This window comes from Variovorax sp. OV700 (assembly GCF_900099805.1).
In the GTDB taxonomy this organism is placed as follows: Bacteria; Pseudomonadota; Gammaproteobacteria; order Burkholderiales; family Burkholderiaceae_C; genus Variovorax.
On sequence record NZ_FNDR01000003.1, the window covers coordinates 225,147 to 248,355 of the forward strand.

Genomic DNA, 23,209 nt, shown 5'->3' on the forward strand with positions numbered 1-23,209 from the left:
TTATGAAAATCGGCAGTCAGACAGTGGTGGAGGGCGGCCGCTTCATCCAGCGTATCGGCTGCGCCTGCACCGGCCGCGGCGCGGCGCCGTGGCGCACCAGCGCGGCGTCGAGCGCCTTGCCGCCTTCGTCGGCCAGGGCTGCTTCGCGCGCCGCGGCGATTGCGTCGGCGCGCATGGGCGCCGGCAGGGCCGTGCGGCCCGCGAGTTCGTCGATCACGTGGAGCAGGTTGTTCTTGCCGCGCTCGTTGGTGCTGCCGTAGCCCTTGATGAGCCGCCCGCACAGCGCCAGCTCGCGGCCCAGCGCCCAGGCTTCGCGCGTGCCGGCTTCCACGGCGGCGAGCCAACGTTCGATCAGCACCTGCTCCTCGGCAAAGCGCTGGCCGCGGCGGCGCAGCCACTTGAGCGAGGACAGCAGCCGCAGCGACGCCATGCCGAACACCGAGTGGCTACCCACCTTGAGCGGCAGCGCCCAGGGCTCGCGGCCGCGCGCCTGGCGCCGCCGGTCCCAGGCCGTCACGCGGCGCGCGAGGCTCGGCGGCAGCAGGGCGGCGAACTCGGCCGTGCCGGGTTTGAAGTGGTCGTAGACCTTCACGAGGTCTTCGTCGGCCGCGCGCACTTCGTGCCGCACGCGCTGCGCACGACTGGCGCGGCCCTTGAGCGCGGCCACGCGCACGATGTCGTCGAAGGCCATCCATAGCGCCAGCCAGCGCGCGGTTTCGCGGGTGACGGCAAAGCCTTGGGCGCCGGCCGGGTCGGCGGCACGCTCGGCCTCGAGCACCTTGGCCAGCCGCGCGGCGTAGAGTTCGGCGTAGGCGGCGTCCTGGTAGTCGAGCACGCGTGCATGGCCGAGCGCGAGCATGTCGTGCACGGCGGGCGGGAAGCGCTGTGCCAGTTCGCTGGAGAGAGCGCGCGCCGGCGGCGGCGCGTCGTGCGTGTCGCCGGCCATCACGCTGCTCACGAAGGCGGCTTGTGCGCGCGGCGCGCTCACCGCGTCGAAGGCTGCGGCAAAGCCGCGCAGGCTCGCCGCGGCCATCTTGTTCAGTTTCTCGGGTGCGCTGTTGTCGCCGCCGCGCACCACATGCTCGTAGGCCGCGCGCGGGAACGGGAACAAGCCGCTGCCCGCAATGGCGCCGAGCATCACCGCGCTGACCACCGTGCCGGCCTCGCGTGCCACGGCATTCATGTCGAATACATGGTGTTCGCGGCTGAAGGCCTTGACCGCGTCGAGCAGTTGCTGCGCATCGGCGCGGCCGTCGCCGGGCTGCATGCGCTCGGCCGTCGTGAGGGTGCGCGCCGACGAGCTGATGACCAGCGTGCGCAGCGGCGCGCTCATGCCGTTGCCGATCTGCCGCGCGGTCTCGAGCAGCTCCGACGACACGATGGCGTCCAGCGCGCCCGGCACCGGGCTCAGGCTGAACACCGGGCGCCTGCCGCCGAGCTGGGCGAGCGGCACCGGGAACACCTCGATGTAATAGGTGGTGGCGCCGGTGCGCTGCGCCACGCCCGGAATCGACGTGCTCTGCGCCGCATAGCCGGCATGGCGGGCGATGTCGACCAGCCATTCGGTGAGCACCCCGCCGCCTTCGCCGCCAAGGGCGCAGACGAGGAGGGTGATGGGTCGGCTCTGTTCCATTTCTTCGCCCTTCATGCGGGTTGCAGGGCGCGCACGAACGCGGCGCGCAGCGAATGCAGCAGGCGCTCGTGCCACTTCGGGTTCTGCACCACCTCGGCGCGATAGAAGCTCGGGCACAGCGTGGCCGCGTGCGCGTTCTCGCCGCACAGGCCGCAGCCCACGCAGCCGTCGATCACGGTGGCCACCGGGTCGACCTTCAGCGGATCGGGGTTGTCCTTGAGCGTGAGCGTGGGGCACCCCGAGAGGCGGATGCAGGCGTGGTCGCCGTTGCACACGTCTTCGTCGACGCCGTATTTCACGCGCACCACGCGCTCGCCTTTTTTCAAGAGGCTGGCAATCCACGGCTTGATGCGGCGCTGGCGCTCGAGCTGGCATTCACCTTCGGCAATCACTACCTTGAGGCCGTTGAAGTCGCTGGTGAGCGCCTCGGTCAGCGTCTTGCGCATGCGCTCCACGTCGTAGGTGGTCACGGTGCGCATCCACTTCACGCCCAGGCCGGTGAGCGTGGCCTCGATGGTCTGGTTCTTGTCGACCAGGCTCTGCTGCTTGTCGACCGCGCGATCCTTGGTTTCGTCGTCGGGGGTGGAGATGATGTCCTGCGTGCCGGTGGCCGAGGTGTAGCCGTTCTTGAAGATCAGCAGCACAGCGTCGTCGTCGTTGAAGAGCGCGCTTTGCACGCCCGTGAGCAGGCCGTTGTGCCAGAAACCGCCGTCGCCCATGATCGACAGCGTGCGGCGGTTCATCATCGGTGCCACGCCCGCGCGGCTCGCCAAGCTCATGCCGTAGCCGAGGATCGAGTGGCCCATCGAGAACGGCTCGAAGGTGCCGAAGGCATGGCAGCCGATGTCGGCCGCGATGTGCACCGGCCCGGTCTCCTGCTGCGCGAGCTTCAGGGCCGAGAACACTGGACGTTCGGGGCAGCCGACGCAGAAGCTCGGCGGCCGGTTGGGCAAGGCCGTCGAGAGTTGCCGCGCCACCGCCTCGCGACGCTCTCTGTTGCCGGCCAGCCAGGCCTCGGCCGACGACAAGGCTTCGCCGACTTCAATGTACTTTGCCGCGAACGTGCCGATGCCGCCCGAGAGCACCTCGACGCCGTATTCGCCGGCCGAAGGCAGCAAGTCCTTGCCGTGCAGCGGCGTCTGGATGTCGCGCCGGCGCAGCAGGGTGGCAATGTCCTGCTCGATGTATTCGGGCTGGCCTTCTTCCACCACCAGCACCGCGCGCTTGCCCACGCAGAAGTCGGCCACTTGTTCGGGCACCAGCGGGTAGGTCACGTTGAGCACCAGGATCGGAATGTCCGTCTCGCCGAATGCGTCGGCGAGGCCCTGCTGCTGCAGGCTGCGGACAAGCGCGTTGTAGAGCCCGCCCTGCACCACGATGCCGAGGTCGGCATGCCGGCCGCCCGGGATCAGTTCGTTGAGGCCTTGTTCGACGATGTAGCGCCGTGCGGCCGGAATGCGCTCGTCGCCCTTGAGCTTTTCATGGCGGAAGGTCACGGGCGGATGCGCGAGCCGCATGTAGTCGAAGCCCGCGGGCTCGTTCATCAGTGCGCGGGTCGACACCGCAGGCGCGATGTTGTCCTTGCATTCGAAGCTGCCGCGCACGTGGCAGGTGCGGATGCGCAGCTCCATCAGGCAAGGCATGTTCGAGGCCTCGGAAAGCCGGAAGCCGTGTTCGACCATGCGCACCATCACGCCCAGGTCGGGCCGCGGATCGAGCAGGCACATGCTCGACTTGAGCGCATACGCATGCGTTCGCTCCTGGATCACACTGGCACCTTCGCCGTAGTCCTCGCCCACCACCACCAGCACGCCGCCGGTCACGCCCGGCGACGACAGGTTGGAGAGCGCATCGGCCGCCACGTTGGTGCCGACGATCGATTTCCACGTCACGGCGCCGCGCAGCGGATAGTGGATTGACGCGCCGAGCATCGCCGCAGCCGAAGCCTCGTTGGAGCAGGCCTCCACATGCACGCCGAGTTCGTCCATGTAGGCCTTGCCCTGGACCATCACGTCGAGCAGGTGAGACACCGGCGCGCCCTGGTAGCCGCCCACGTAGGCCACGCCGGACTGCAACAAGCCCTTGGTGATGGCGAGGATGCCCTCGCCGTGGAAGGTGTCGCCGGCGCCGAGGCGCAGCAACTCGACTTCCTTGCTGAATGAAACTTCCATCGTGTCTCTTTTGTTCTGGGGGTTGCGCAGTGTGGTCGCCGCAACGCCATACATCAATAAAATAAGCAAGCTATGCGACATGAACCCCATGCATATTGAAAAGCTGGACCTCAACCTGCTGCGGCTCTTCGATGCGGTCTTCAGGGCCCGCAGCGTGAGCCGTGCGGCCGAGGCCCTGGGCCTCACGCAGCCGGCGGCCAGCCACGGACTCACGCGGCTGCGCCTGCTGCTGGGCGATGCGCTCTTCACGCGCACCCCCGGGGGCGTGGCGCCCACGCCGCGGGCCGAGCGGCTGGCGGTGCCGGTGCAGGCGGCGCTGGCGATGCTGCAGCAGGCGCTCGCGGAACCCGAGCGCTTCGACCCGGCCACGTCGCGCAAGCTGTTCCGCATCCACATGAGCGACATCGGCGAGGGCAGATTCCTGCCGGCGCTGATGGCACGGCTGCGCGAACTGGCGCCGGGCGTGCGGATCGAGACGATGCCGCTGGCCACCGGCGACGTTGCCGCGGCGCTCGACAGCGGCCGGGTCGACTTCGCCTTCGGTTTCCTGCCCCAGGTGAAGGACACGCAGCGCGCCCAGCTGCTGAAAGACCGCTACATCGTGCTGCTGCGCAAGGGCCATCCCTTCGCGAAGCGGCGGCGCAGCGGGCAGGCGCTGCTCGAGGCGCTGCACGAGCTCGACTACGTGGCGGTGCGCACGCATGCCGACACGCTGCGCATCCTGCAGCTGCTGAATCTGGAAGACCGCCTGCGCCTCACTACCGAGCACTTCATGGTGCTGCCGGCCATCGTGCGCGCCACCGATCTAGCCGTGGTGATGCCGCGCAACATCGCGCGCGGCTTCGCGGAAGAGGGCGGTTATGCCATCGTCGAGCCACCCTTTCCGCTGCGCGACTTCACGGTGTCGCTGCACTGGAGCAAGCGCTTTGAGGCCGACCCGGCGAATCGATGGCTGCGCCAGGTGATCACGGCACTGTTCTCGGAGCGTTCGTGAAGCCGGACCCCCGTTCATGCAGCGGTCAGGCTCGGATGCCACCATCGCCGCCCATGAAGAAACGCATTCCCTCCTTTCTGCGCCACGTAGGTCCCGGTGTCGTCACCGGTGCGGCGGACGACGACCCGTCGGGCATCGCCACCTACACGCAGGCGGGGGCGCAGTTCGGCACCGGCCTGCTCTGGACCGTGTTTCTTTCGCTGCCCTTCATGGTGGCGATCCAGCTGGTGTCGGCGCGCATCGGCCGGGTCACGGGCAAGGGGGTGGCCGCCAACATGCGCGAGCACATGCCGCGCGGCTTCCTGGCTGTGCTGGTGGCGCTGCTGGTGGCGGCCAACACCATCAACATCGCGGCCGACATTTCCGCCATGGGCGAGGCCATGCAACTGGTGGCGGGCGGCGGCGCGCACTTTTATTCGCTGGTCTTCGGCGTGGTCACGGTGCTGCTGCAGGTTTTCGTGCCCTACCGGAAGCTGGCTCACATCCTCAAGTGGCTGACGCTCACGCTGTTTGCCTACGTGGCGGCGGTGTTCTCGGTGCAGGTGGAGTGGGGGCGGGTGCTGCACGACCTGGTCGTGCCCCGGCTGCAGTGGAGCGGGGACTACTGGATGATGATCGTGGCGCTGCTCGGCACCACGATCTCGCCCTACCTGTTCTTCTGGCAGGCCTCGCAGGAAGTCGAGGAGCTGCGGCTGAAGGGCGGACAGCGCGGCACCGAGAGCGACGTGCGGCGCGACCTGCGTCGTGTGCGGCTCGATACCTGGATCGGCATGACCTTTTCCAACCTGATCGCGTTCTTCGTGATGGTGGTCGGGGCGTCGGTACTGTTTGCGGCAGGCGTGCATGACGTAACGTCGGCGGCGCAAGCGGCCGAGGCGCTGCGGCCGCTGGCCGGCGACTTCGCGTTCTGGCTGTTTGCCGGAGGGATCATTGCCACCGGCCTACTGGCCGTTCCTGTGCTGGCGTCTTCAGCCGCCTATGCCGTGGCCGAGGCCTTCGGGTGGGAAGAGGGGCTTGAGCGGCATTGGCGCGAGGCCAAGGAGTTCTACGCAATCATCGCGGTCGCCACGCTCGTCGGCACCGCGCTCGACTTCACGCCCATCGACCCGATGAAGGCGCTCTACTGGAGCGCCGTCATCAATGGCGTGGTCGCGGTACCGATCATGGCGGCCATGATGGTGCTGGTGACGCGCGAGAAGGTGATGGGCGTGTTCACTTCGGGACGGCGCACGCGCTGGCTCGGCTGGGGCGGCACGGCGTTGATGGGGTTTGCGGCGCTGATGATGGGGTGGGATCTGGTGCGCTGAGACGGTGGGCATGGGCTACCGGCCCAAACCGTAGCAGTCGCCCAACACCCGAATGCGCCGGCGGTAAACCTAAGCATTCATCACAAAAACTGAGGGTGTGACATAAGCCGCGTCCTCGGCCTGAATCTGTGCGCGCCACAGTTTGTTGACGGTTATTTCTGCCCCTGGATTCGAAAATCCCCTTATGTGGGCGCCCCGCATCGGCGCCCCAGCACATTGCTTTCGCAGCGTGCGTTGCTGTCACATGGGCGATCAGGGAAGAACGAGATGAATAAGAATTTGCACCGCATTGTGTTCAATGCCAAGCGCGGTCTGAGGATGGTGGTGCAGGAGACTGCGAAAAGCACGGGCAAGGGTGCTTCCAAGGCTACGGGAGGTGGGGGTGCAGCGTCAGCATCGGCGGTGGTGGCGCTCGTCGGCGTGCTGGTGGCGTTCCCTGGACAGGCCCAGATCGCCGGCGCGCCCAACGTCCCCGGCAACCTGCGTCCCACCGTGCTCGTGGCGCCCAATGGCACCCCGCTGATCAACATACAAACTCCGAGCGCCGCCGGTGTCTCGCGCAACGTCTACAGCGATTTCAATGTCGGGACCAATGGCGCCATCCTGAACAACAGCCGTTCGAATGTGCAGACCCAGCTCGGCGGCATTGTCCAAGGCAATCCCTATCTCGCCACAGGCGCCGCGCGCATCATTCTCAACGAAGTGAACGGCGGCAATCCGAGCCAGCTGCGCGGCTACATCGAAGTCGGCGGACAGCGGGCCGAAGTGGTCATTGCCAATCCGGCTGGCATCAACGTCGATGGCGCTGGCTTCATCAACGCGTCGAGAACGACCCTCACGACCGGCACGCCGCAGTTCAATGCGTACGGCGGCCTCGACAGCTTTCTGGTGCGCGGCGGCACCATCACGATCAACGGCGCGGGCTTCGATGCCAGCCGGACCGACTACGCCGCCATTCTCGCGCGTGCGGTCGAAGCCAATGCCGGCATCTGGGCGACCGAGCTCAAGGTCGTGACGGGTGCGAACCAGATCAGCGCCGACCACAGCCAGATCACACCGACAGCGGGCACCGGCACGGCCCCCACCTTTGCCTTGGACGTCGCCGCCCTCGGCGGCATGTACGCCGGCAAGATCACGCTCATCGGCACCGAGGCTGGCCTGGGCGTGCGCAACGCGGGCAGCATCCAGGCCGCACCGGGCACCACCGCTTTAGCGGGAGCCGGGCAGCTCATTGTCACCAGCGCCGGGCGCTTGGAGAACATCGGCACGATCCAGGCCACGGCCGATGCGAACCTCTCGGCCGCGAGCCTTGCGAACAGCGGCACGATCTCCAGCGGCAGCAACCTCCGGGTCACGACGCAGGGCAACCTAACCAACTCGACCAATGGCACGGGCGGCACGCTCGAAGGCCAGGGCGTCCAGCTCACCAGCCTCGACGGCGACATCGACAACCGCGGCGGCACCATCCGCCAGACCAGCGGCGTGGCGCTCACCCTTGCCGCGCCAACGGTGAGTAACACGAGTGGCGGGGTGATCGGTCTCGAACCCGCACCGGCGCCGACCGCTGGGACGGGCGGCACGACCACGGGAACCACGTCGGGTGGTACCACCGGCACCGGAACGACTTCGTCCGGCGGAACCACAACCACAACCAGCGGAACTACCACCACAAGCGCACCGGCGCCCGCACCGCCTCCCATCGAACCGGGCACCATCACCGCCGCGGGGGCAATCCGCAACGACGGCGGCAAGATCTACGCCGGTGGCCCGATCACGCTGCAAACAGCGAACCTGATCAACAACGGCGGCACGTTGAGCGTCGCGAGCATGGCGCTGAGCCAGCCGAGCTTCTCCAATCACGGCGGAACTCTGAACGTCTCCGGCGCGTTCACCGGCAACCTGGGCACCTTCGACAACTCGGCAGGGACGCTGAACGCCGGCAGCCTGAACATCGCCACCAGCGGCGACCTCGTGAACACCGACGGCGTACTGACCAGCGCGACCGAAGCGACCCTTTCAGTGGGCGGGACGCTGGAGAACACACGAGGAACGATCTCGGCGGCGGGCAGCTTGAGCGCGAACGTGTCCGGAGCCATCGTCAATGACGCCGGAACGCTCGTCTCCAATCAGGTCCTGACGCTCCACACTGGCACTCTCTCGAACACCCAGGGCAGCATCCAGTCGGCGCAGGCCGATGTTCAGCTGGCGGTGGCGAACCAGCTCCTCAACGGCAGCGGCGGCATCATCGGTGCGGCCACCGACCTGAATGTGCAGGCCGGTTCGCTGGTTAATGGCGGCAGCCTGCGCGGCACGAACGATGCGACGGTGGCGGTCGGCGGCACACTGACCAACGACGGCAGCATCACGGCCGGACGCCATGCGACGGTCACCGCGGGCAGCTTGCAGGGGAGCAGCACCGGCGTGCTTGGCGCAGGCATCCAGAGCGACGGCACGCTGGCTGCGGCAGGCGACCTAATGGTCACGACCAGCGGCGCCCTGATGGCACACGGCACCAACCTCGCGGCCGGCAACGCCACCTTGCAGGGCGCGAGTGTCGATCTCTCGGCCAGCCAGACCAACGCCGCGAACATCGCGCTCACGGCCACGCAAGGCAACGTCACCACCAGCCAGGCCTCGGTCGTGACGCCCGGCACCTTGAGCGTGACGGCCAACAGCAATGCGGCGCAGACGCTCGTGAACGACGCCGGGCAACTCAACGCCGGCCAGCTGCAGCTCAGCGTCTCGAACCTGGCCAATACCAACGGCGGCGAGATCGTGCAGACCGGCACCGGCGCCACCACCATCGCCGTGGCGGGCGCCTTGAACAACGACGGCGGCCGCATTGCAAGCAACGGGCAGGACCTCACGCTGCAAGGCGCGAGCATCACCAACGCGGCCGGCAAGATCGAACACGCCGGTACCGGGACCCTGAGCATTGCAGGCGGCAGCTACAGCGGCAGCAGCGGACAGATCACCGCCAATGGCGCGCTGTCGGTGGCCATGTCAGGGGCCTTCAACCAGGACGGCGGAACCACCTACGCGCAACAGATCGACCTGTCGGCCGGCTCGCTGAGCAACCAGGGCGGCAGCATCGTCCAGGCAGGCACCGGCGCCACTACGCTGGCCGTGGGCAGCCTCCTGAACAACAGCGGGGGAACCATCGCCAGCAATGGCAACACGAGCATCGCGGCCGGCAGCCTGGTGAACGAGGGCGGATCGATCCGTGCCGCCGGAACCTCCAGCCTCGGCCTGAGCGTGGGCGGCCTGCTGGACAACAGCAACCAGGGCGTGATCGGAGCGGGCGGCAACACCACCATAGCGGCGGGAAGCCTGAACAACAACGCCGGCAGCGCGACCGCAGTCGGGGACCTGACTGCCACCATCGGCGGCGCTGCGACCAACGTGGGCGGCATGCTGGCGGCCAACGGCAACACCACGCTCGTGGCCGGCACGCTGGACAACAGCGGCGGAACCGCAGCCGCCGTCACGGGGAACCTGAGCGTCACGACGACTGGCGCGACGGTCAACAACGGCGGCACCCTGCAAGCCGGCGGTGACACTACCCTGGTCAACGGCGGGCTGAGCAACCGCGGTGGCAAGGTCTTCGGCAACAGCGTGTCGGTGGACACGCGCGGCAATACCCTGGACAACAGCGCCCAGGGTACCTTGGCGGCAACGAGCACCGTCAATCTGAAGTCCGGCGCGCTCCAGAACGACACTGGCCTGGTGCAAAGCGGCGGCGCCATGACCATCGACACGAATGGTCAGGCGCTCACCACCACGAATGCGGCCGGGTACCTCAATGGCCAGGGCGGCATCACCAGTGGCGGCACGCTCAGCCTGACCACCGGGGCCGTGGACAACAGCGCCGGATTCATCGGCGCCGCAGGAAACTTCGGCGCGTCCACCGGCCAGTTCACCAACGCCAATGGCGGCATCGTGTTGGGCCAGTCCACGGTGGCGATCGACACCAACGGCGCGAGCTACGACAACAGCGGTGGCCAGACGCAGTCCGTGGGCGATCTCGGCATCAACGCCGGCAGCATCATCAACAACGGCGGCCTTCTCCGGTCGATTGGGACGACGACGCTGAACGCCGGCACCATCGTCAACACCAACACCCAAGGGACGGACCAAGGCATCGAAGGCCAGAACGTCGTCATCGGCACCGGCAACCTGGTCAACAACGCCGGCGCTATCCGGGCCGATGTCAACGCCACCCTCACCAGCAACGGGCTGATCGACAACTCCCTTGGTCTGATCTCCGCCGGAGACACGCTCACGGTGAGAGACCCCGGCACGCCCAAGACCCTGTCGGTGCTCAACACCGGCGGGACCCTGGTTGGCGGCAACAACGCCGTGCTCGACGCGGGCTCGGTCACATGGGATGGCAAGCTGCTGTCTCTTGGCGACATGAGCCTGGCGGTCACGCAGGACATCACTTTCGCGGCCGGCAGCGAGACCGTTGCCAACAACAATCTCACGCTCTCCACGACCGGTGACATTACCAACAGCGGCCGGCTGGCAGCCGGCAACGACCTCACGCTCTCGGCAAAGAACATCGACAACACCGCCACCGGCGACATCCAGGGCAAGACCACCACCTTGAACGCCAGCGGCACGGTCACCAACCGCGGTGTCATTGACGGCGGCACCACGCGCATCAATGCCGCCACGCTGAACAACCTGGGCACCGGCCGCATCTACGGCGACCAAATCTCGATCGGCGTCGGTACGCTCAACAACGACGCCGAGACGGTCAACGGCGTGGCCTCGGCCGGCACCATCGCCGCGCGTCTGCGCCTGGACCTCGGCGTCACCACCCTGAACAACCGCAACGGTGCGCTGATCTTCAGCGATGGCGACATCTTCATCGGCGGCACGTTGGTCGACGGCAAGGCCACCGGCTCGGCCGGCACGGTGAACAACCACGCCGCGACCATCGAGGCCACGCGCAACATCGACATCAAGACGAATGTCCTGAACAACACCAACGGCGGCGTGACCTGGACCACCCAAACCATCTCCGATGGCACGCAGCACACCGAATATGCGCTGCCCGGCAGTTCGACGCGCTATGACCCAAGCCAGCTGGTGTTCGTGTCAGTCCAGGGCCCATCGGTCGACTTCGCGCACCTGATGGGCTATCTGTGGCCGAGCTTCGCGAGCTACGCCGCGGGGCCAGTCTCCGGCCAGTTCTCGGGCATTCTGGTTCCGTCCGCCAGCTATCCGAAATCCCGATACGGCGCCTACTACGCGAACCCGCCGCGCAACAGCAGCGATCTCACTGGCACGCGCCAGATCAGCATCGACTTCAGCGAGGAGTTCACGGAGCCCGGCGCCTGGTATTCCCGCACCGATCCGATCTGGGCCACCTTCGGTGTAACGCCGCCAGCCACGGATACCCCGGCCGACGATGCGCAGCGAGCCGCTTACCTGGACGCGCACAAGCGCCTCGACGCAGCGACCGAAGCCTTCATCCGCGACGTCTACGACAACTACGCCCGCTCCTACTACGCCTGGGTCTATACCGAATCGACCACCACTCCGGTGCTGCAGACGTCGTCGCCCGCCCGCATCATCGCCGGCGGCAAGATGGACATTGCGGTAGGCAGCGGCACCAACGACATGAGCCAGATCCTGGCCGGTGGTGCGTTGACCGTCACCGGCGGAACGATCACGAACAAGAACGTCGAAGTCTCAGGGGCGCAGACGCGCACCGGCGTGCAGCTGTTCCAGGCCGGTCTGGGTGACGGCGAACAGATATCTCCCTACAACACCAGCGTTCCTATCACCGTGACCCTGGCCGCCGCGCGGCAGGAGGGCAACGTCACCGTGTTTGGCAGCGGCACACCTATTGGCACCTTGACGCCCGGCAACACCAACCAGGGCGTCGCCGGCGCGAGCGGCGTCAATGCCGGCGGCCCCACGGGCGTGGCAGGCGGGACCGGCACGCCGGTGAGCGCGCCGGGGGCGGGCACGGGCGGCGCCGCAGGCCCCATCGTCCATCCGATCATCGAGGTGAACCTGGCGGCCAGTTCCGGGACCAAGCAAGTCGTGCGTACCACCTTGCCTGGCCTGACGGTGCCCACCGCCAGCCTGTTCCGCACGCATCCGGAAGCTTCCAGCCATTACCTGATCGAGACCGATCCGAGATTTGCCAACTACCGCAATTGGCTCAGCAGCGACTACCTGCTGAACAACCTGGGGCTGGACCCGAACAACACGCTCAAACGCCTGGGCGACGGCTACTACGAGCAGCGCCTGATCCGCGAGCAGGTGGCGCAGCTGACGGGCTACCGCTACCTGGATGGCTACGACAGCGACGACAAGCAATACGCCGCGCTGATGGACGCGGGTGTCACCTTTGCACGCCAGTATGGCCTGCGCCCGGGCATCGCCCTCACGGATGCGCAGATGGCCCAGCTCACCAGCGACATCGTCTGGCTGGTGGAGCAGACCGTCACCTTGCCCGACGGCAGCACCCAGCGCGTGCTGGTGCCGCAGGTCTATGTGCGCGTGAAGAACGGCGACATTGACGGCTCGGGCGCCTTGCTGGCCGGCAAGGAGGTCAACATCAAGCTCGATGGCGACTTCGTCAACAGCGGCACCGTCGGCGGGCGCAAGACCGTGAGCATCACGGCGGAGAACATCCAGAACCTGAACGGCCGCATCTCCGGCGGCGCCGTCGATCTCAAGGCTCGGACGGATCTGAACAACATTGGCGGCACGATTGACGCGGCCAGCCAACTCACAATCGACGCTGGGCGCGACATCAATGTCCGCACCACCACCACCACCAGCACCAGTGGGTTGGCCTTGGATCTGACGCCCGGGGCTGTGAGCTTGCGCGGCGCCACCATCGTCGACCGGGTGGCGGGTCTGTATGTGAGCGACCCCAATGGCGTGCTCGTGGCTTCGGCGGGGCGCGACGTGAACCTGATCGGCGCCCTCGTCGTCAACAGCGGCAAGGACGGCACGACCGAGATCGGTGCGGGCCGTGACATCAACCTTGGCACCGTCACGACTGCAAGGCAGGACACCACGGTTCGGGACGCCGGCAACTACCGTTCCGAAGCCAGCACGCGAGAAGTCGGTACCCGCATCGAGACCAGCGGAGACATCAGTCTGCACGCCCAGCGGGATGTCAACGTGCGCGCGGGCACCATCAACAGCTCGGAGGGCGCGCTGGAGGTGGCCGCCACACGCAACATCACGATCGATGCCGGACAGTCAACATCGGTGCTCAATGCGGGGCGCCGCACCGAGGACAGCGGCTTCTGGGGCAGCGACAGCAGCATGGAGCGGGGCACCTTCGGGTCGACCAGCGTCATCGGCAGCAGCCTGGGCGGCAGGACTGTGGTGCTGGATGCAGGCAACGACATCCGCATCCGTGGTTCGAACGTCGTGAGCGACCAGGGGACAGAGCTCTGGGCGGGCAACAACATCACCATTGAGGCCGCGACGCAGACGCGCGACAGCCAGTATGTCCGCGAGGAATCGAACAGCGGCATGTTTGATTCGAACTCGGGTTGGACCTGGGGCCATGAGGACACGCGCACCACCCGCAATCGCGAAGAAAGCACCGCCGTAGGCAGCACCGTGGGGGCGATCACGGGCAACGTCATCATCACCGCTGGCAACCGCTACAGCCAAGTGGGCAGCGATGTGATTGCCCCGGGCGGCGACGTCGACATCTTGGCGCGCGATGTACAGATCGTTGAGGCGCGCGAAACCAGCCGCAGCGAAAGCACGCAGAGCTTCTCTCAGAGCGGGATCACGCTCGGCATCAAGGCGCCGCTGATCGACATGCTGCGGAATCTGGAGGACACCACCCAGGCAATGCACGACACCAAGGACGACCGGATGCAGGCGCTGGGCGCCGCCAGCATGGCACTTAGTGGCTACTCGGCGTACCAGGACATTTCCCAAGCTGCAGTCACAGGCAGCGGGAGCGCGACCGGTGCCGTGAGCATGGGGGGCACCCTCACGCTGGGCAGCAGTTCCAGCGAATCCACACGGACGCAAAGCAGCGATACGTCGGCTGGCTCGCGCGTGCAGGCCGGCGGCAACGTCACCATCACCGCCACGGGCGGCGGGCGAGACTCCAATATTCTTGTGCGCGGAAGTGAGATCAGCGCCGGCAAGAACGTCAACCTGGCGGCGGACAACAACATCACACTCGAGGCGGCGGCCAATTCCAGGGAGCAGAGTTCCACCAGCCACAGCAGCAACGCCAGCATCGGCGTGGGCTTCACGTTCGGGGAAAGCAACGGCCTCACGATCGAGGTGGCGGCCGGCAGTCAGAGCGGCCGGGACAACGGCACCGATGGCGCGTGGACGAACACCACCATCCATGCGGGCCAGCAAGTGAATATCACCAGTGGTGGCGACACCATTGTTCGAGGTGCCACGGTTTCGGGAAGCCGCATCAATGCCGACGTGGGCGGCAACTTGCAAATCGAGACCCTCCAGGACACCAGCACCTATCACAGCCAGAACAGTGGCGGTGGCTTCAACGCCACCATCTGCGCTTGGTATTGCTACGGCGACAGCAGCGTGAGCGTCTATGCCAACAACATGCGTGGGGACGGCAATTTCGCGAGTGCGACCCAACAGAGCGGATTCCTTGCGGGTGACGGCGGTTTCGGCGTCAACGTGGCGGGCAATACCAACCTTGTGGGCGGCGTGATCAGCAGCACCGATGCGGCGGTCAATGCAGGCAGGAACAGGTTCGCGACAGGCAGTTTGACGATGACCGATCTGGTCAACCACGACACCTTCCAAGGCAGCGGGTACAGCGTCAACTTCAGCACCAGCACCTCGGGGACGAGTTCGGGCAACGTCGGCATCGGCAGCAATGATGTCAATCGCTTGAGCCTCACGCAAAGCGGGATTTCGGGGTTTGCCGGCAATACGGCGGTGCGAACCGGGGTGGACAGCACCAACGGACTGCGCATGACCGACCGCGACCGAGCCATGCGGGAGATTGGGGCCCAGGTATCGATTACGTCCACGGCATCAGGCCAGTTGATCCAGTTGGGGCCATTGGTCGTGCTTGCGGCGCTTGACGCATTGGATGGGTTTTTTACGCCCGCGCCGACCAGCCCGGGCTCGCAGCCGCTGACCCCTGCGCAGCAGGCGCGCAACGAGATCGAACAGTTCCGCAGTGATCCCTCCCTCACGGAGCAACAGCGTGCGGATTTGCAGATTTTGGAGAACTTCCTGAACGGGATGGAAGAGTTTGTGCGCCTGAACTCGATTGATGTCACGGGTGATCGGGTCTTGCAAGATCAAGACCCGAATATTAGGAATATGCAATTCGTCGCTCCAGGCGTGGGCGGAGGAGTAGCAGGAGGTGCCGCTGCGGGCTCAGCTGCCGGTGCAGGAGGGTTGCGGGTGGACCCGAATACTGGGATGCTGATCTCTCCGACGATGCCCTCGTTATCTAGCATTGAAGGGTTGATCTCTCGCTACCCTGGGATGTCGATGCTCTTCGTTGCGTATCAGACAATCCAGGCGTCCGTGAACGCGGTGGTGGGCGCGGACGGGTATGGCGCAGGGCAACAACCTTCGCCAAGCGGTCCGACTACAACGCCGACGCCCGCAGGGGCGGAAGGGAACAGCACTTCTACGCCGGGTACTGCTCTTCCGGCCCAAGGGACGCCAGGATATGGGGAGTCAAATCCCGCGACTGGTAACACATCTACGTCGACCCTCAACAATGGTCCCCTCCCGGGAAACATTGTCATGAGTCAAGGGAGCAATCTTCCTATTGCTGGTCCTATCGTCGCACCCAACGGCTTGACAGTGGAGTCCAATCCCAAGCACACGCCAGGAAATCCAGGCTATTCATCTGTCGCAGGTACGGAGCCAAAAAATTCGCTTGATATCTTCGGCAACTCTATGCCAGGCGGAGATGGTGTACGTTACGGAGTGGACGCTGAAGGTGCGATTAACCGATTTTTTGATAACGGAAACGGCGTCTATCATTGGTCGGGCAGCACTTCGGATGGCGGTAATCCCTTGCGGCCTGAAAGCATTCCAATTAGAGTGCGACGAGCGCTTGGATATAAGGGGAAATGATGATCTTTGGTAATCCGGATTTGTTTGGAATTTGTGTCGAGCCTATAGAGACTTGGTCCACGGAAGAGATAAGAAATGGAGTCATGTGCTTTGTTTTGCAGAATCGAATAATCGGCGGAAATTTTTTTCGATCAACGCTCGGGCCGGAATTGATCAGAATGAAATCCATCATTCCTTCTTTGCGTGAAGGAAAAAGGGAGATTTCCTCGGAATGGAGTGCCGCGGATGCCTTCGCACATCTGAAAAATCTGAGCTTTCCGGAGACCGAGGAAGGCGAATATCGATCGCACGTCATTTCGACTTGGTCTTTGATGGATGCGGGGATTGATGTGTTTCATGAAGTCTTGAGCGATAAAGACGAAAGGATTTTGTATTCTGAAGGAGAAGGGAAGCCGATTGGAGAGTTGATCCTTCCTTTGAATACTGTTCTTGATGTTTTTCAGTCCGCTGTTGCGGAAATGGAGGCCACATTGAAGGACTCTGAGGGTAGGGAGGGCACGTAATGTACTTTGCTCCTCGGCGAGCGCTTCACGGTTAGATATGGAGAATGCCAATCCCGGTCAACGCGCGGGACAAGTTCACCTTCAGGGAGGATAGGGTTGAAAATTCAAACCCCTGAAAATTTGACACCGGCTCCTCGAGTTATCAATAACAGAATGTTGGATGATCCTCAAATTTAAAGGGCCATCAACACGGGATTGAAGTATCTTAGTGAGAATTCAATTAGGTTTGACTGGCCATGAAAATACTAATGTCGCCAGCCATGAGAGATGTTTTTTTTGCTCTCGGCTATGATGAAAATTCGCCTCCTAAATTTGAGGGTGTGGAGGACTTTTTTAAGGACTTTACCTCTATTTTTTGCTTGAATTCCCTATTCCTTCTGAGCAAAAAAATAGCCAATGAAATGAATGTAAAGCGGCATCAAGAGCTCAGTGGTTTTTCGGGGCTGAATGTTGCTTTGGTGGATATTGAGTTAAGAGAAAATAAGTTGTATCCTTTTCTCTCGGAAAAATACATGCATCCAAAAAGCCTTCGAGATGCTGTTGTTGTTGCCTTTTTGGGGTTGAGTGAAATATATAAGAGATTGACGAAAGAAGACGGTGAGCGTGATTGGATTATCTGGTCCAGTATGCAGCCGCAAATTGGTGACTACGAGGCGGAATTGAACGATTTGAAATTCATAAACCTCGCTGAAGTATTGCAGGAGAAGAAACCGTGGTGGTATGACGTCGATTTTTCTTTTGCAAAATATAGGCCCGAAGTCGACGATTTTTTAAGAGGCTTGATTCTTGATGACGGCTGGGGCGAAACGCTTTCGCCTTTTCATTTTTTATTTGTTCCAGACCATTTCAAATTTTAAATAGTGCCTCTAAATTAGCAACTTGCGGCGCCTATGTCGATGGAGAAATTCCGGGAACTTTATGAAAGATATCGACGAACTTTCCATTGAATTTCCTCCCGATTTCGACGCTCGTGCCGAGTATGAGGCTGAGGCTGAGGCTGAGGCCAGAGGGGTTTTGGATGATGTGATGGTTAGTGTGGGTGGGCGATCGTTTTCCTTTTGTTTCTACACTCCAGAACGAATAAAACTAGAGGCAGATCTTAGTCTGAGTGCGACAGGCTCATGCTTACCTCTCGTCAATTCTGTGGTGGTAAAAAAAATAGATCGGCTGTCGATTGGCCAAGCAGTGAAGTACATGCACATAGGAAATTACCTAAGATTTACGTATTCAGATCCGACGACTGCTGGATGAATACCCAGCCGCGGGGGCGGGATTGAAATATCCAGAGTGAGGGTGCAGTTTGTTCGCTCCTCCTGTTGCGATTGCAGCTAGGTTGTTCGTAATGGCGATCCCACTGCTGGCAACTGCCAGCTTCCCGATCCATCGTTTAACGTGATCGCGCCCTGAGTGGCGAACCCAACTTAAGGATGGATGATGGACGAATGGATGAAACTAACGGATAACGGCGGTGCGTATATTCGACGCGGCAGTGTGCTTCGCATTCCGAAAAGCCCAAAAGGTACTTTTGACTGGTATCCTGATGCTTATACCGATTTTTTAATCTTCGATCCGGCAAAAGATGGGGTATATGGTTTGATGGTGAGTTCTGGCCATAAATCTGGAATGACCTATTTGATATTTCCTTCGGAATCAAAGGGCAACAATGCAATTGGATTGCAACGCGCTTGGTTGATAGATAACTGGAGGAAATGGGTGTACCCAGATGGAACGCCTGACGAGGTTTGGATCCGAGGGCCAAAATCCATTGACTCCTTGGATGCTGATTAATTCTCTGTGTGATTTTCTTGGAATTTTTGGGATGAAAATTCGATCAACTTGTGTGCTCATGTTGGTGTGCGTCGTACTTGCCGCCTGCCGAACCGCGCCCTTGTACGAGCCCACCCGCCGCGCCTTGGTGGCGGAAGAAGAAGACGAAGAGCGCACCACCGTCGGCAAGCCTGTGCCGGGCACTGCGATCGCGCAGCTTCGCATCGGCATGAGCTACGCGGACGCCCTCAAGGTCATGGGCAAGCCCAATGCCGAAACGGTGACCAACACCGGCAAGGCCTGGATTCCCACGTACAACGGAACGGACCGATGGCGCCATTACCTCGCCTACAAGGGACAGGGCGTTCTCGTCTTCGCCGGCGCGGCAGGCGGAGAGATCGCCGAAATCTCCCGCACCAAGTCCTACACCCCCGATGTGCTGATCCAGGTCGTGCACAACCCCAAGGACAGTGGCCGGTTCTGAGGCCACGAAGTTCGATAGAAAAATGAGAATGAAGCTGTCACACCCCTTCCCGCATGCTGCTGCCGCCATCGCGATAGTCGCCTGCTTGTTCCTGTCCGGCTGCGCCACCAAGCTCGCCCAGCCCATCACCGGCTACACCTGCTGCAACCTGCGCCCCGACTACGGCTGGGTCTCCAGCACCAACATGCTCGGCGGCCCCATCATGCCGGCCGGCGAACCCGTGGTGCTCGACACCATGAAGCGCGACACCTACTTCTTCGGCACCATCGGCGGCGACTACGTCTCCCTGCGCGACGATGCCGCCCGCAGCAAGGACGACGCCTTGCGCTGGGCACGCCAGATCGTGGTGCCCACCGATCCCCGGGTGGCGCTCGCCGGCTGGAGCCCCGAAGTGCAGAAGGCCGTCTACGCCGCCAAGGTCGTGCCCGGCATGACCCGGCCCCAGGTGCTGATGGCGCTCAGCTACCCCTCGCGCAACGACACCAAGGACCTGAACGCCAGCAGCTGGCGTTACTGGACGACGCAGGAAGACGAGCCGGTGGACATCCTCTTTGGCGCCGATGGCGCCGTGAGCGGCTTCTCGGGCAAACCGTCCGCCGTCCGCACGGTCGAATTCAGGCGCTGACCATGAGCCGCCGCTTCACCGGCGTGCCTCGGCGCACGCGCATGGCCGTGGCCGTCGGCCTGGCTCTGGCCACTTCTTCGTTGTTGGCGATTGCCCAGCAGTCCCCGACCACCCCTCAACCCTTCGTCGAACAGCAGCGCCAGCAGGAACGCGAACGCGCCCTGCGCGAGCAGAACGAGCGCACGGTCGACCAGCGCCTGCAGGCGGCACCGCCCGCACCCACCCAGCGCATCCCGGCCTCTGAAGCCCCGTGCTTTCGGATCGACCGCGTGCTCCTGGTCGGCGAGCAGGCCGAGGCCTTCCAGTGGGCTGTCGCCGATCTGTCCGGTCCCGAGAGCAACGATGCACCGCTCGGCCGGTGCCTCGGCACGGCCGGCGTCAACATGGTCCTGGCCCGCGCCCAGCAGGCCGTCATCGCGCGCGGCTTCGTCACCACCCGCGTGCTGGCCGCGCCGCAGGACCTGTCCCTCGGCACCCTGACCCTGTCGCTGGTGCCGGGGCGCATCGCGGCGATCCGCACCACGCCCGATTCCTCGGCCACGCTGCTGGGCAGCGGCGCCTTGCTGGGCTCCGCCATTCCCGCCCGGCCCGGCGACCTCTTGAACCTGCGCGACATCGAGCAGGGCCTGGAGAACCTCAAGCGCGCCCCCACGGCCGAGGCCGACATCCAGATCGAACCCTCGACCGCCCCGAATGCCCGGCCCGGCGACAGCGACCTGGTGGTCAAGTACGTCCAATCCAAGAAGTGGCGCGTCACCCTGAGCCTGGACGACAGCGGCACCGAGGCCACCGGCCGCTACCAGGCCGGCGCCACCGTCTCCATCGACAACCCCCTGGGCCTGAACGACCTGTTCTATGTCAGCGCCAACCACAGCATCAACAACCATTTCCTCTCGGAGCCGAGCTACGGCACCGAGGGCCAGACGGTGCACTACTCGCTGCCGTACGGCTACTGGATGCTGGGCTTGACGGCTTCCAACGGCCAGCACCAGCAGAGCGTGGCGAGTTTCAACGGCCCCATCAACTACGCCGGCAAGTCCAACAACGCCGAAGTGAAGCTCTCGCGCCTGGTGTACCGCGACCAGAGCCGCAAGACGACACTGGCTTTCAAAGGGTTTCGCAGGGAGTCGCGCAGCATCATCGAAGACACGGAAGTGCCGGTGCAGCACCAAGTGATCGGCGGCTGGGAGTTCGGCCTGAACCACAAGGAGTTCATCGGCCAGGCAACCCTGGAGGGCACGCTGGCGTACAAGCATGGCACGGGCGGCTTTGGCGCCAGAGTCTCGCCGCAAGAGATTGCCTACCGCAACAACCCCAGCGAGCCGCTGGAAGGCACCTCGCGCATGCGGCTGTACACGGCCGAGCTGAGCCTGAATGCGCCGTTCAAGCTGGGCGATGAGAAGCTGCGCTATTCGGGCCTGATGCGCGCGCAGTGGAACCGCACGCCGCTGACGCCGCAGGACCGCTTCGCCATCGGCGGGCGCTACACGGTGCGCGGCTTCGATGGCGAGACCAGCCTGATGGGCGAGCGCGGCTGGCTGATCCGCAATGACCTCGGCTGGGCCATGGGGCAAAGCGGTGCCGAGCTGTATGTGGGGGCCGATTACGGGCAGGTCGGCGGACAGAGCACCGTCGGCTTGCTCGGGCAGCATCTGGCCGGTGCCGTCATCGGGGTACGCGGGCAGTGGAGCAAGCTGAGCTATGACTTCTTCATGGGGGCGCCGATCAGCAAGCCGGAGGGATATCGAACGGCCAAGACCACCTTCGGGTTCAATCTCAACGCGAGTTTCTGATCAGCTTCCGAAGCTTGCCGCCGACACGGTTTCGGGCAGCACAGGCCATGGCCCGGGACTTGCTCTCACTCTTCAGGGTTTCTCCCTAGGTCGCATACCCGCGCCGACATACGCAATATGGTTCACGCGGTATGTGGGCCGGGGCGCAACCGGCTAACGTCCGGGCATGGCCGGGAAAACGGCCGTCCACGAGCCAAAAAGCATGAGCACAGAGCCCAAAAACATCCAACCGGTCCGTTTCTTCCATCGCGGCAAGATCGTCGAGGTCAGCGGTGTCCATCCGACCCGATCGGTGCTCGACTGGCTGCGCGAGGACGCGCACTGCACCGGCACCAAGGAAGGCTGCAACGAGGGTGACTGCGGTGCCTGCACGGTCGTGATCGGAGAGCTGGCCACGGATGCCAGTGCCCCCGGCGCCATCGGTGGCCTGCAGTTGCAGACGGTCAACGCCTGCATCCAGTTCTTGCCCACTTTGCACGGCAAGGCGCTCTTCACGGTCGAGGACCTCAAGGACCAGTGCCCCGCCAATGCCCCCGCCGCCACCGAAGTGCAGGGACAGGACAAGCGCCCGCATCCCGTGCACCGCCTGCACCCGGTGCAGCAGGCCATGGTCGACTGCCATGGCTCGCAATGCGGCTTTTGCACCCCGGGCTTCGTGATGTCGCTGTGGTCGGCGTACGAGCACCACCAGGCCGAGGGCACCCAGCCCACGCGCCAGCAGCTGGCCGACGAGCTTTCGGGCAACCTGTGCCGCTGCACCGGCTACCGGCCGATTCTGGACGCGGGCCAGCGCATGTTCGACCTGCCCGCGGTGCGGCTCGATACGGAACCCGTGGTGGCGGCGCTCACGGTCTTGCGCGGCAACGATGGTTTCGACTACGCCGCGCCGCTCGGCGCCCGCGTCGACCATTTCCATGCCCCCAAGACCCTGGCCCATCTTGCGGCGCTGCGCGAGCAGAAACCCGGTGCCCAGCTGCTCTCGGGCTCGACCGACGTCGGCCTGTGGGTGAACAAGCAGTTCCGCGACCTGGGCGACATCATCTACGTGGGCGACGTGGCCGAGATGAAAACCATCGAAGTCCGCCAGAGCGACACAGGCGGCGAGCTCTACATCGGCGCGGGCGCCTCGCTCGAAGCGGCCTTCGAAGCCCTGGTGCAGCGCGTGCCCAGCCTCGAAGACGTGTGGCTGCGCTTTGCCTCGCCGCCCATCCGCCATGCCGGCACCATGGGCGGCAACGTGGCCAACGGCTCGCCCATCGGCGATTCGCCGCCGGTGCTGATGTCGCTCGACGCCGAGATCGAACTGCGCCGCGGCAATACCGTGCGCCGCATGCCGCTGCCCGATTTCTACGTCGACTACATGAAGAACCAGATGCAGCCCGGCGAGTTCGTGCAGGGGCTGGCGGTTCCGCTCGCGGCCATGCAGCGCCAGGTTCGCGCCTACAAGATCAGCAAGCGCTTCGACTGCGACATCTCGGCGCTGTGCGCCGGCTTTGCGATCGAGTTGGAGCCGGGCAGCGACACGGTCAAGGCCGTGCGTCTCGCCTTCGGCGGCATGGCCGCCATCGTGAAGCGCGCAGCCAACGCCGAAGCCGCGCTCGTTGGCAAGCCATGGACCCAGGCCAGCGTGAACGCCGCCAGGCAGGCGCTCGCGCAAGACTTCCAGCCGCTGTCGGACATGCGCGCCTCGGCCGACTACCGCCTTCAGGTGGCGCAGAACCTGATCCAGCGCCTCTGGCTCGAAACCCGCACTGAAGACGCGCTGTCGCTCGAAGAGACCAGTGTGTGGAGCGCGATGCCGCATTCGACAACGATCAAGGCCGACAAGGCCGCGGAAGGGGTCTGA

At 64.2% G+C, this 23,209-nt stretch carries 13 protein-coding genes; 11 read left to right on the forward strand and 2 right to left on the reverse strand.

The window, feature by feature from the left end:
• Positions 1 to 16: 16 nt before the first annotated feature.
• Together BLR24_RS08180 and BLR24_RS08185 are read right to left on the reverse strand one after the other, a co-directional pair.
• Positions 17 to 1,633: an indolepyruvate oxidoreductase subunit beta family protein gene (locus BLR24_RS08180; protein ID WP_093016299.1), complete on the reverse strand. Its 1,617-nt coding sequence runs from the start codon at positions 1,631 to 1,633 to the stop codon at positions 17 to 19.
• An 11-nt stretch (positions 1,634 to 1,644) separates the two neighbouring features.
• Entirely contained in the window at positions 1,645 to 3,804 is a 2,160-nt protein-coding gene (locus BLR24_RS08185; RefSeq protein WP_093016301.1) for a thiamine pyrophosphate-dependent enzyme, read from the reverse strand.
• Between the two features lie 79 nt (positions 3,805 to 3,883).
• Between BLR24_RS08185 and BLR24_RS08190 the strand changes: the two genes are divergently transcribed.
• The 11 genes from BLR24_RS08190 (at position 3,884) to xdhA (ending at position 23,209) form a co-directional block, all read left to right on the forward strand.
• A complete protein-coding gene (locus BLR24_RS08190) occupies positions 3,884 to 4,798 on the forward strand; it encodes a LysR family transcriptional regulator (protein ID WP_093015416.1) in 915 nt (304 codons plus the stop codon).
• A gap of 53 nt (positions 4,799 to 4,851) precedes the next feature.
• The gene (locus tag BLR24_RS08195; RefSeq protein WP_254787211.1) at positions 4,852 to 6,105 is read left to right on the forward strand and encodes an NRAMP family divalent metal transporter; all 1,254 of its coding nucleotides are present in this window, start codon (positions 4,852 to 4,854) and stop codon (positions 6,103 to 6,105) included.
• A 267-nt stretch (positions 6,106 to 6,372) separates the two neighbouring features.
• Positions 6,373 to 16,191: a hemagglutinin repeat-containing protein gene (locus BLR24_RS08200; protein ID WP_093015422.1), complete on the forward strand. Its 9,819-nt coding sequence runs from the start codon at positions 6,373 to 6,375 to the stop codon at positions 16,189 to 16,191.
• On the forward strand, positions 16,191 to 16,694 hold the full coding sequence (locus BLR24_RS08205) for an Imm42 family immunity protein (protein WP_254787224.1): 504 nt from the start codon (positions 16,191 to 16,193) through the stop codon (positions 16,692 to 16,694). The genes BLR24_RS08200 and BLR24_RS08205 overlap by 1 nt, the downstream gene beginning before the upstream one ends.
• Positions 16,695 to 16,930: 236 nt before the next feature.
• The gene (locus BLR24_RS08210) at positions 16,931 to 17,551 is read left to right on the forward strand and encodes a hypothetical protein (protein WP_093015427.1); all 621 of its coding nucleotides are present in this window, start codon (positions 16,931 to 16,933) and stop codon (positions 17,549 to 17,551) included.
• A gap of 61 nt (positions 17,552 to 17,612) precedes the next feature.
• A complete protein-coding gene (locus BLR24_RS30365) occupies positions 17,613 to 17,945 on the forward strand; it encodes a hypothetical protein (RefSeq protein WP_139188739.1) in 333 nt (110 codons plus the stop codon).
• Positions 17,946 to 18,128: 183 nt separating this feature from the next.
• Positions 18,129 to 18,482, forward strand: a complete 354-nt coding sequence (gene imm45 / locus BLR24_RS08215; protein ID WP_175543224.1) for an Imm45 family immunity protein — start codon at positions 18,129 to 18,131, stop codon at positions 18,480 to 18,482.
• Positions 18,483 to 18,582: 100 nt separating this feature from the next.
• The gene (locus BLR24_RS08220) at positions 18,583 to 18,945 is read left to right on the forward strand and encodes a hypothetical protein (RefSeq protein ID WP_139188740.1); all 363 of its coding nucleotides are present in this window, start codon (positions 18,583 to 18,585) and stop codon (positions 18,943 to 18,945) included.
• Positions 18,946 to 18,973: 28 nt separating this feature from the next.
• Positions 18,974 to 19,570, forward strand: a complete 597-nt coding sequence (locus BLR24_RS08225) for a hypothetical protein (protein ID WP_093015436.1) — start codon at positions 18,974 to 18,976, stop codon at positions 19,568 to 19,570.
• Positions 19,571 to 19,611: 41 nt separating this feature from the next.
• The gene (locus BLR24_RS08230) at positions 19,612 to 21,363 is read left to right on the forward strand and encodes a ShlB/FhaC/HecB family hemolysin secretion/activation protein (protein WP_093016303.1); all 1,752 of its coding nucleotides are present in this window, start codon (positions 19,612 to 19,614) and stop codon (positions 21,361 to 21,363) included.
• Between the two features lie 202 nt (positions 21,364 to 21,565).
• Positions 21,566 to 23,209 carry a xanthine dehydrogenase small subunit gene (gene xdhA / locus BLR24_RS08235; RefSeq protein ID WP_093015439.1) on the forward strand — a complete coding sequence of 548 codons (1,644 nt, stop codon included), beginning with the start codon at positions 21,566 to 21,568 and terminating at the stop codon, positions 23,207 to 23,209.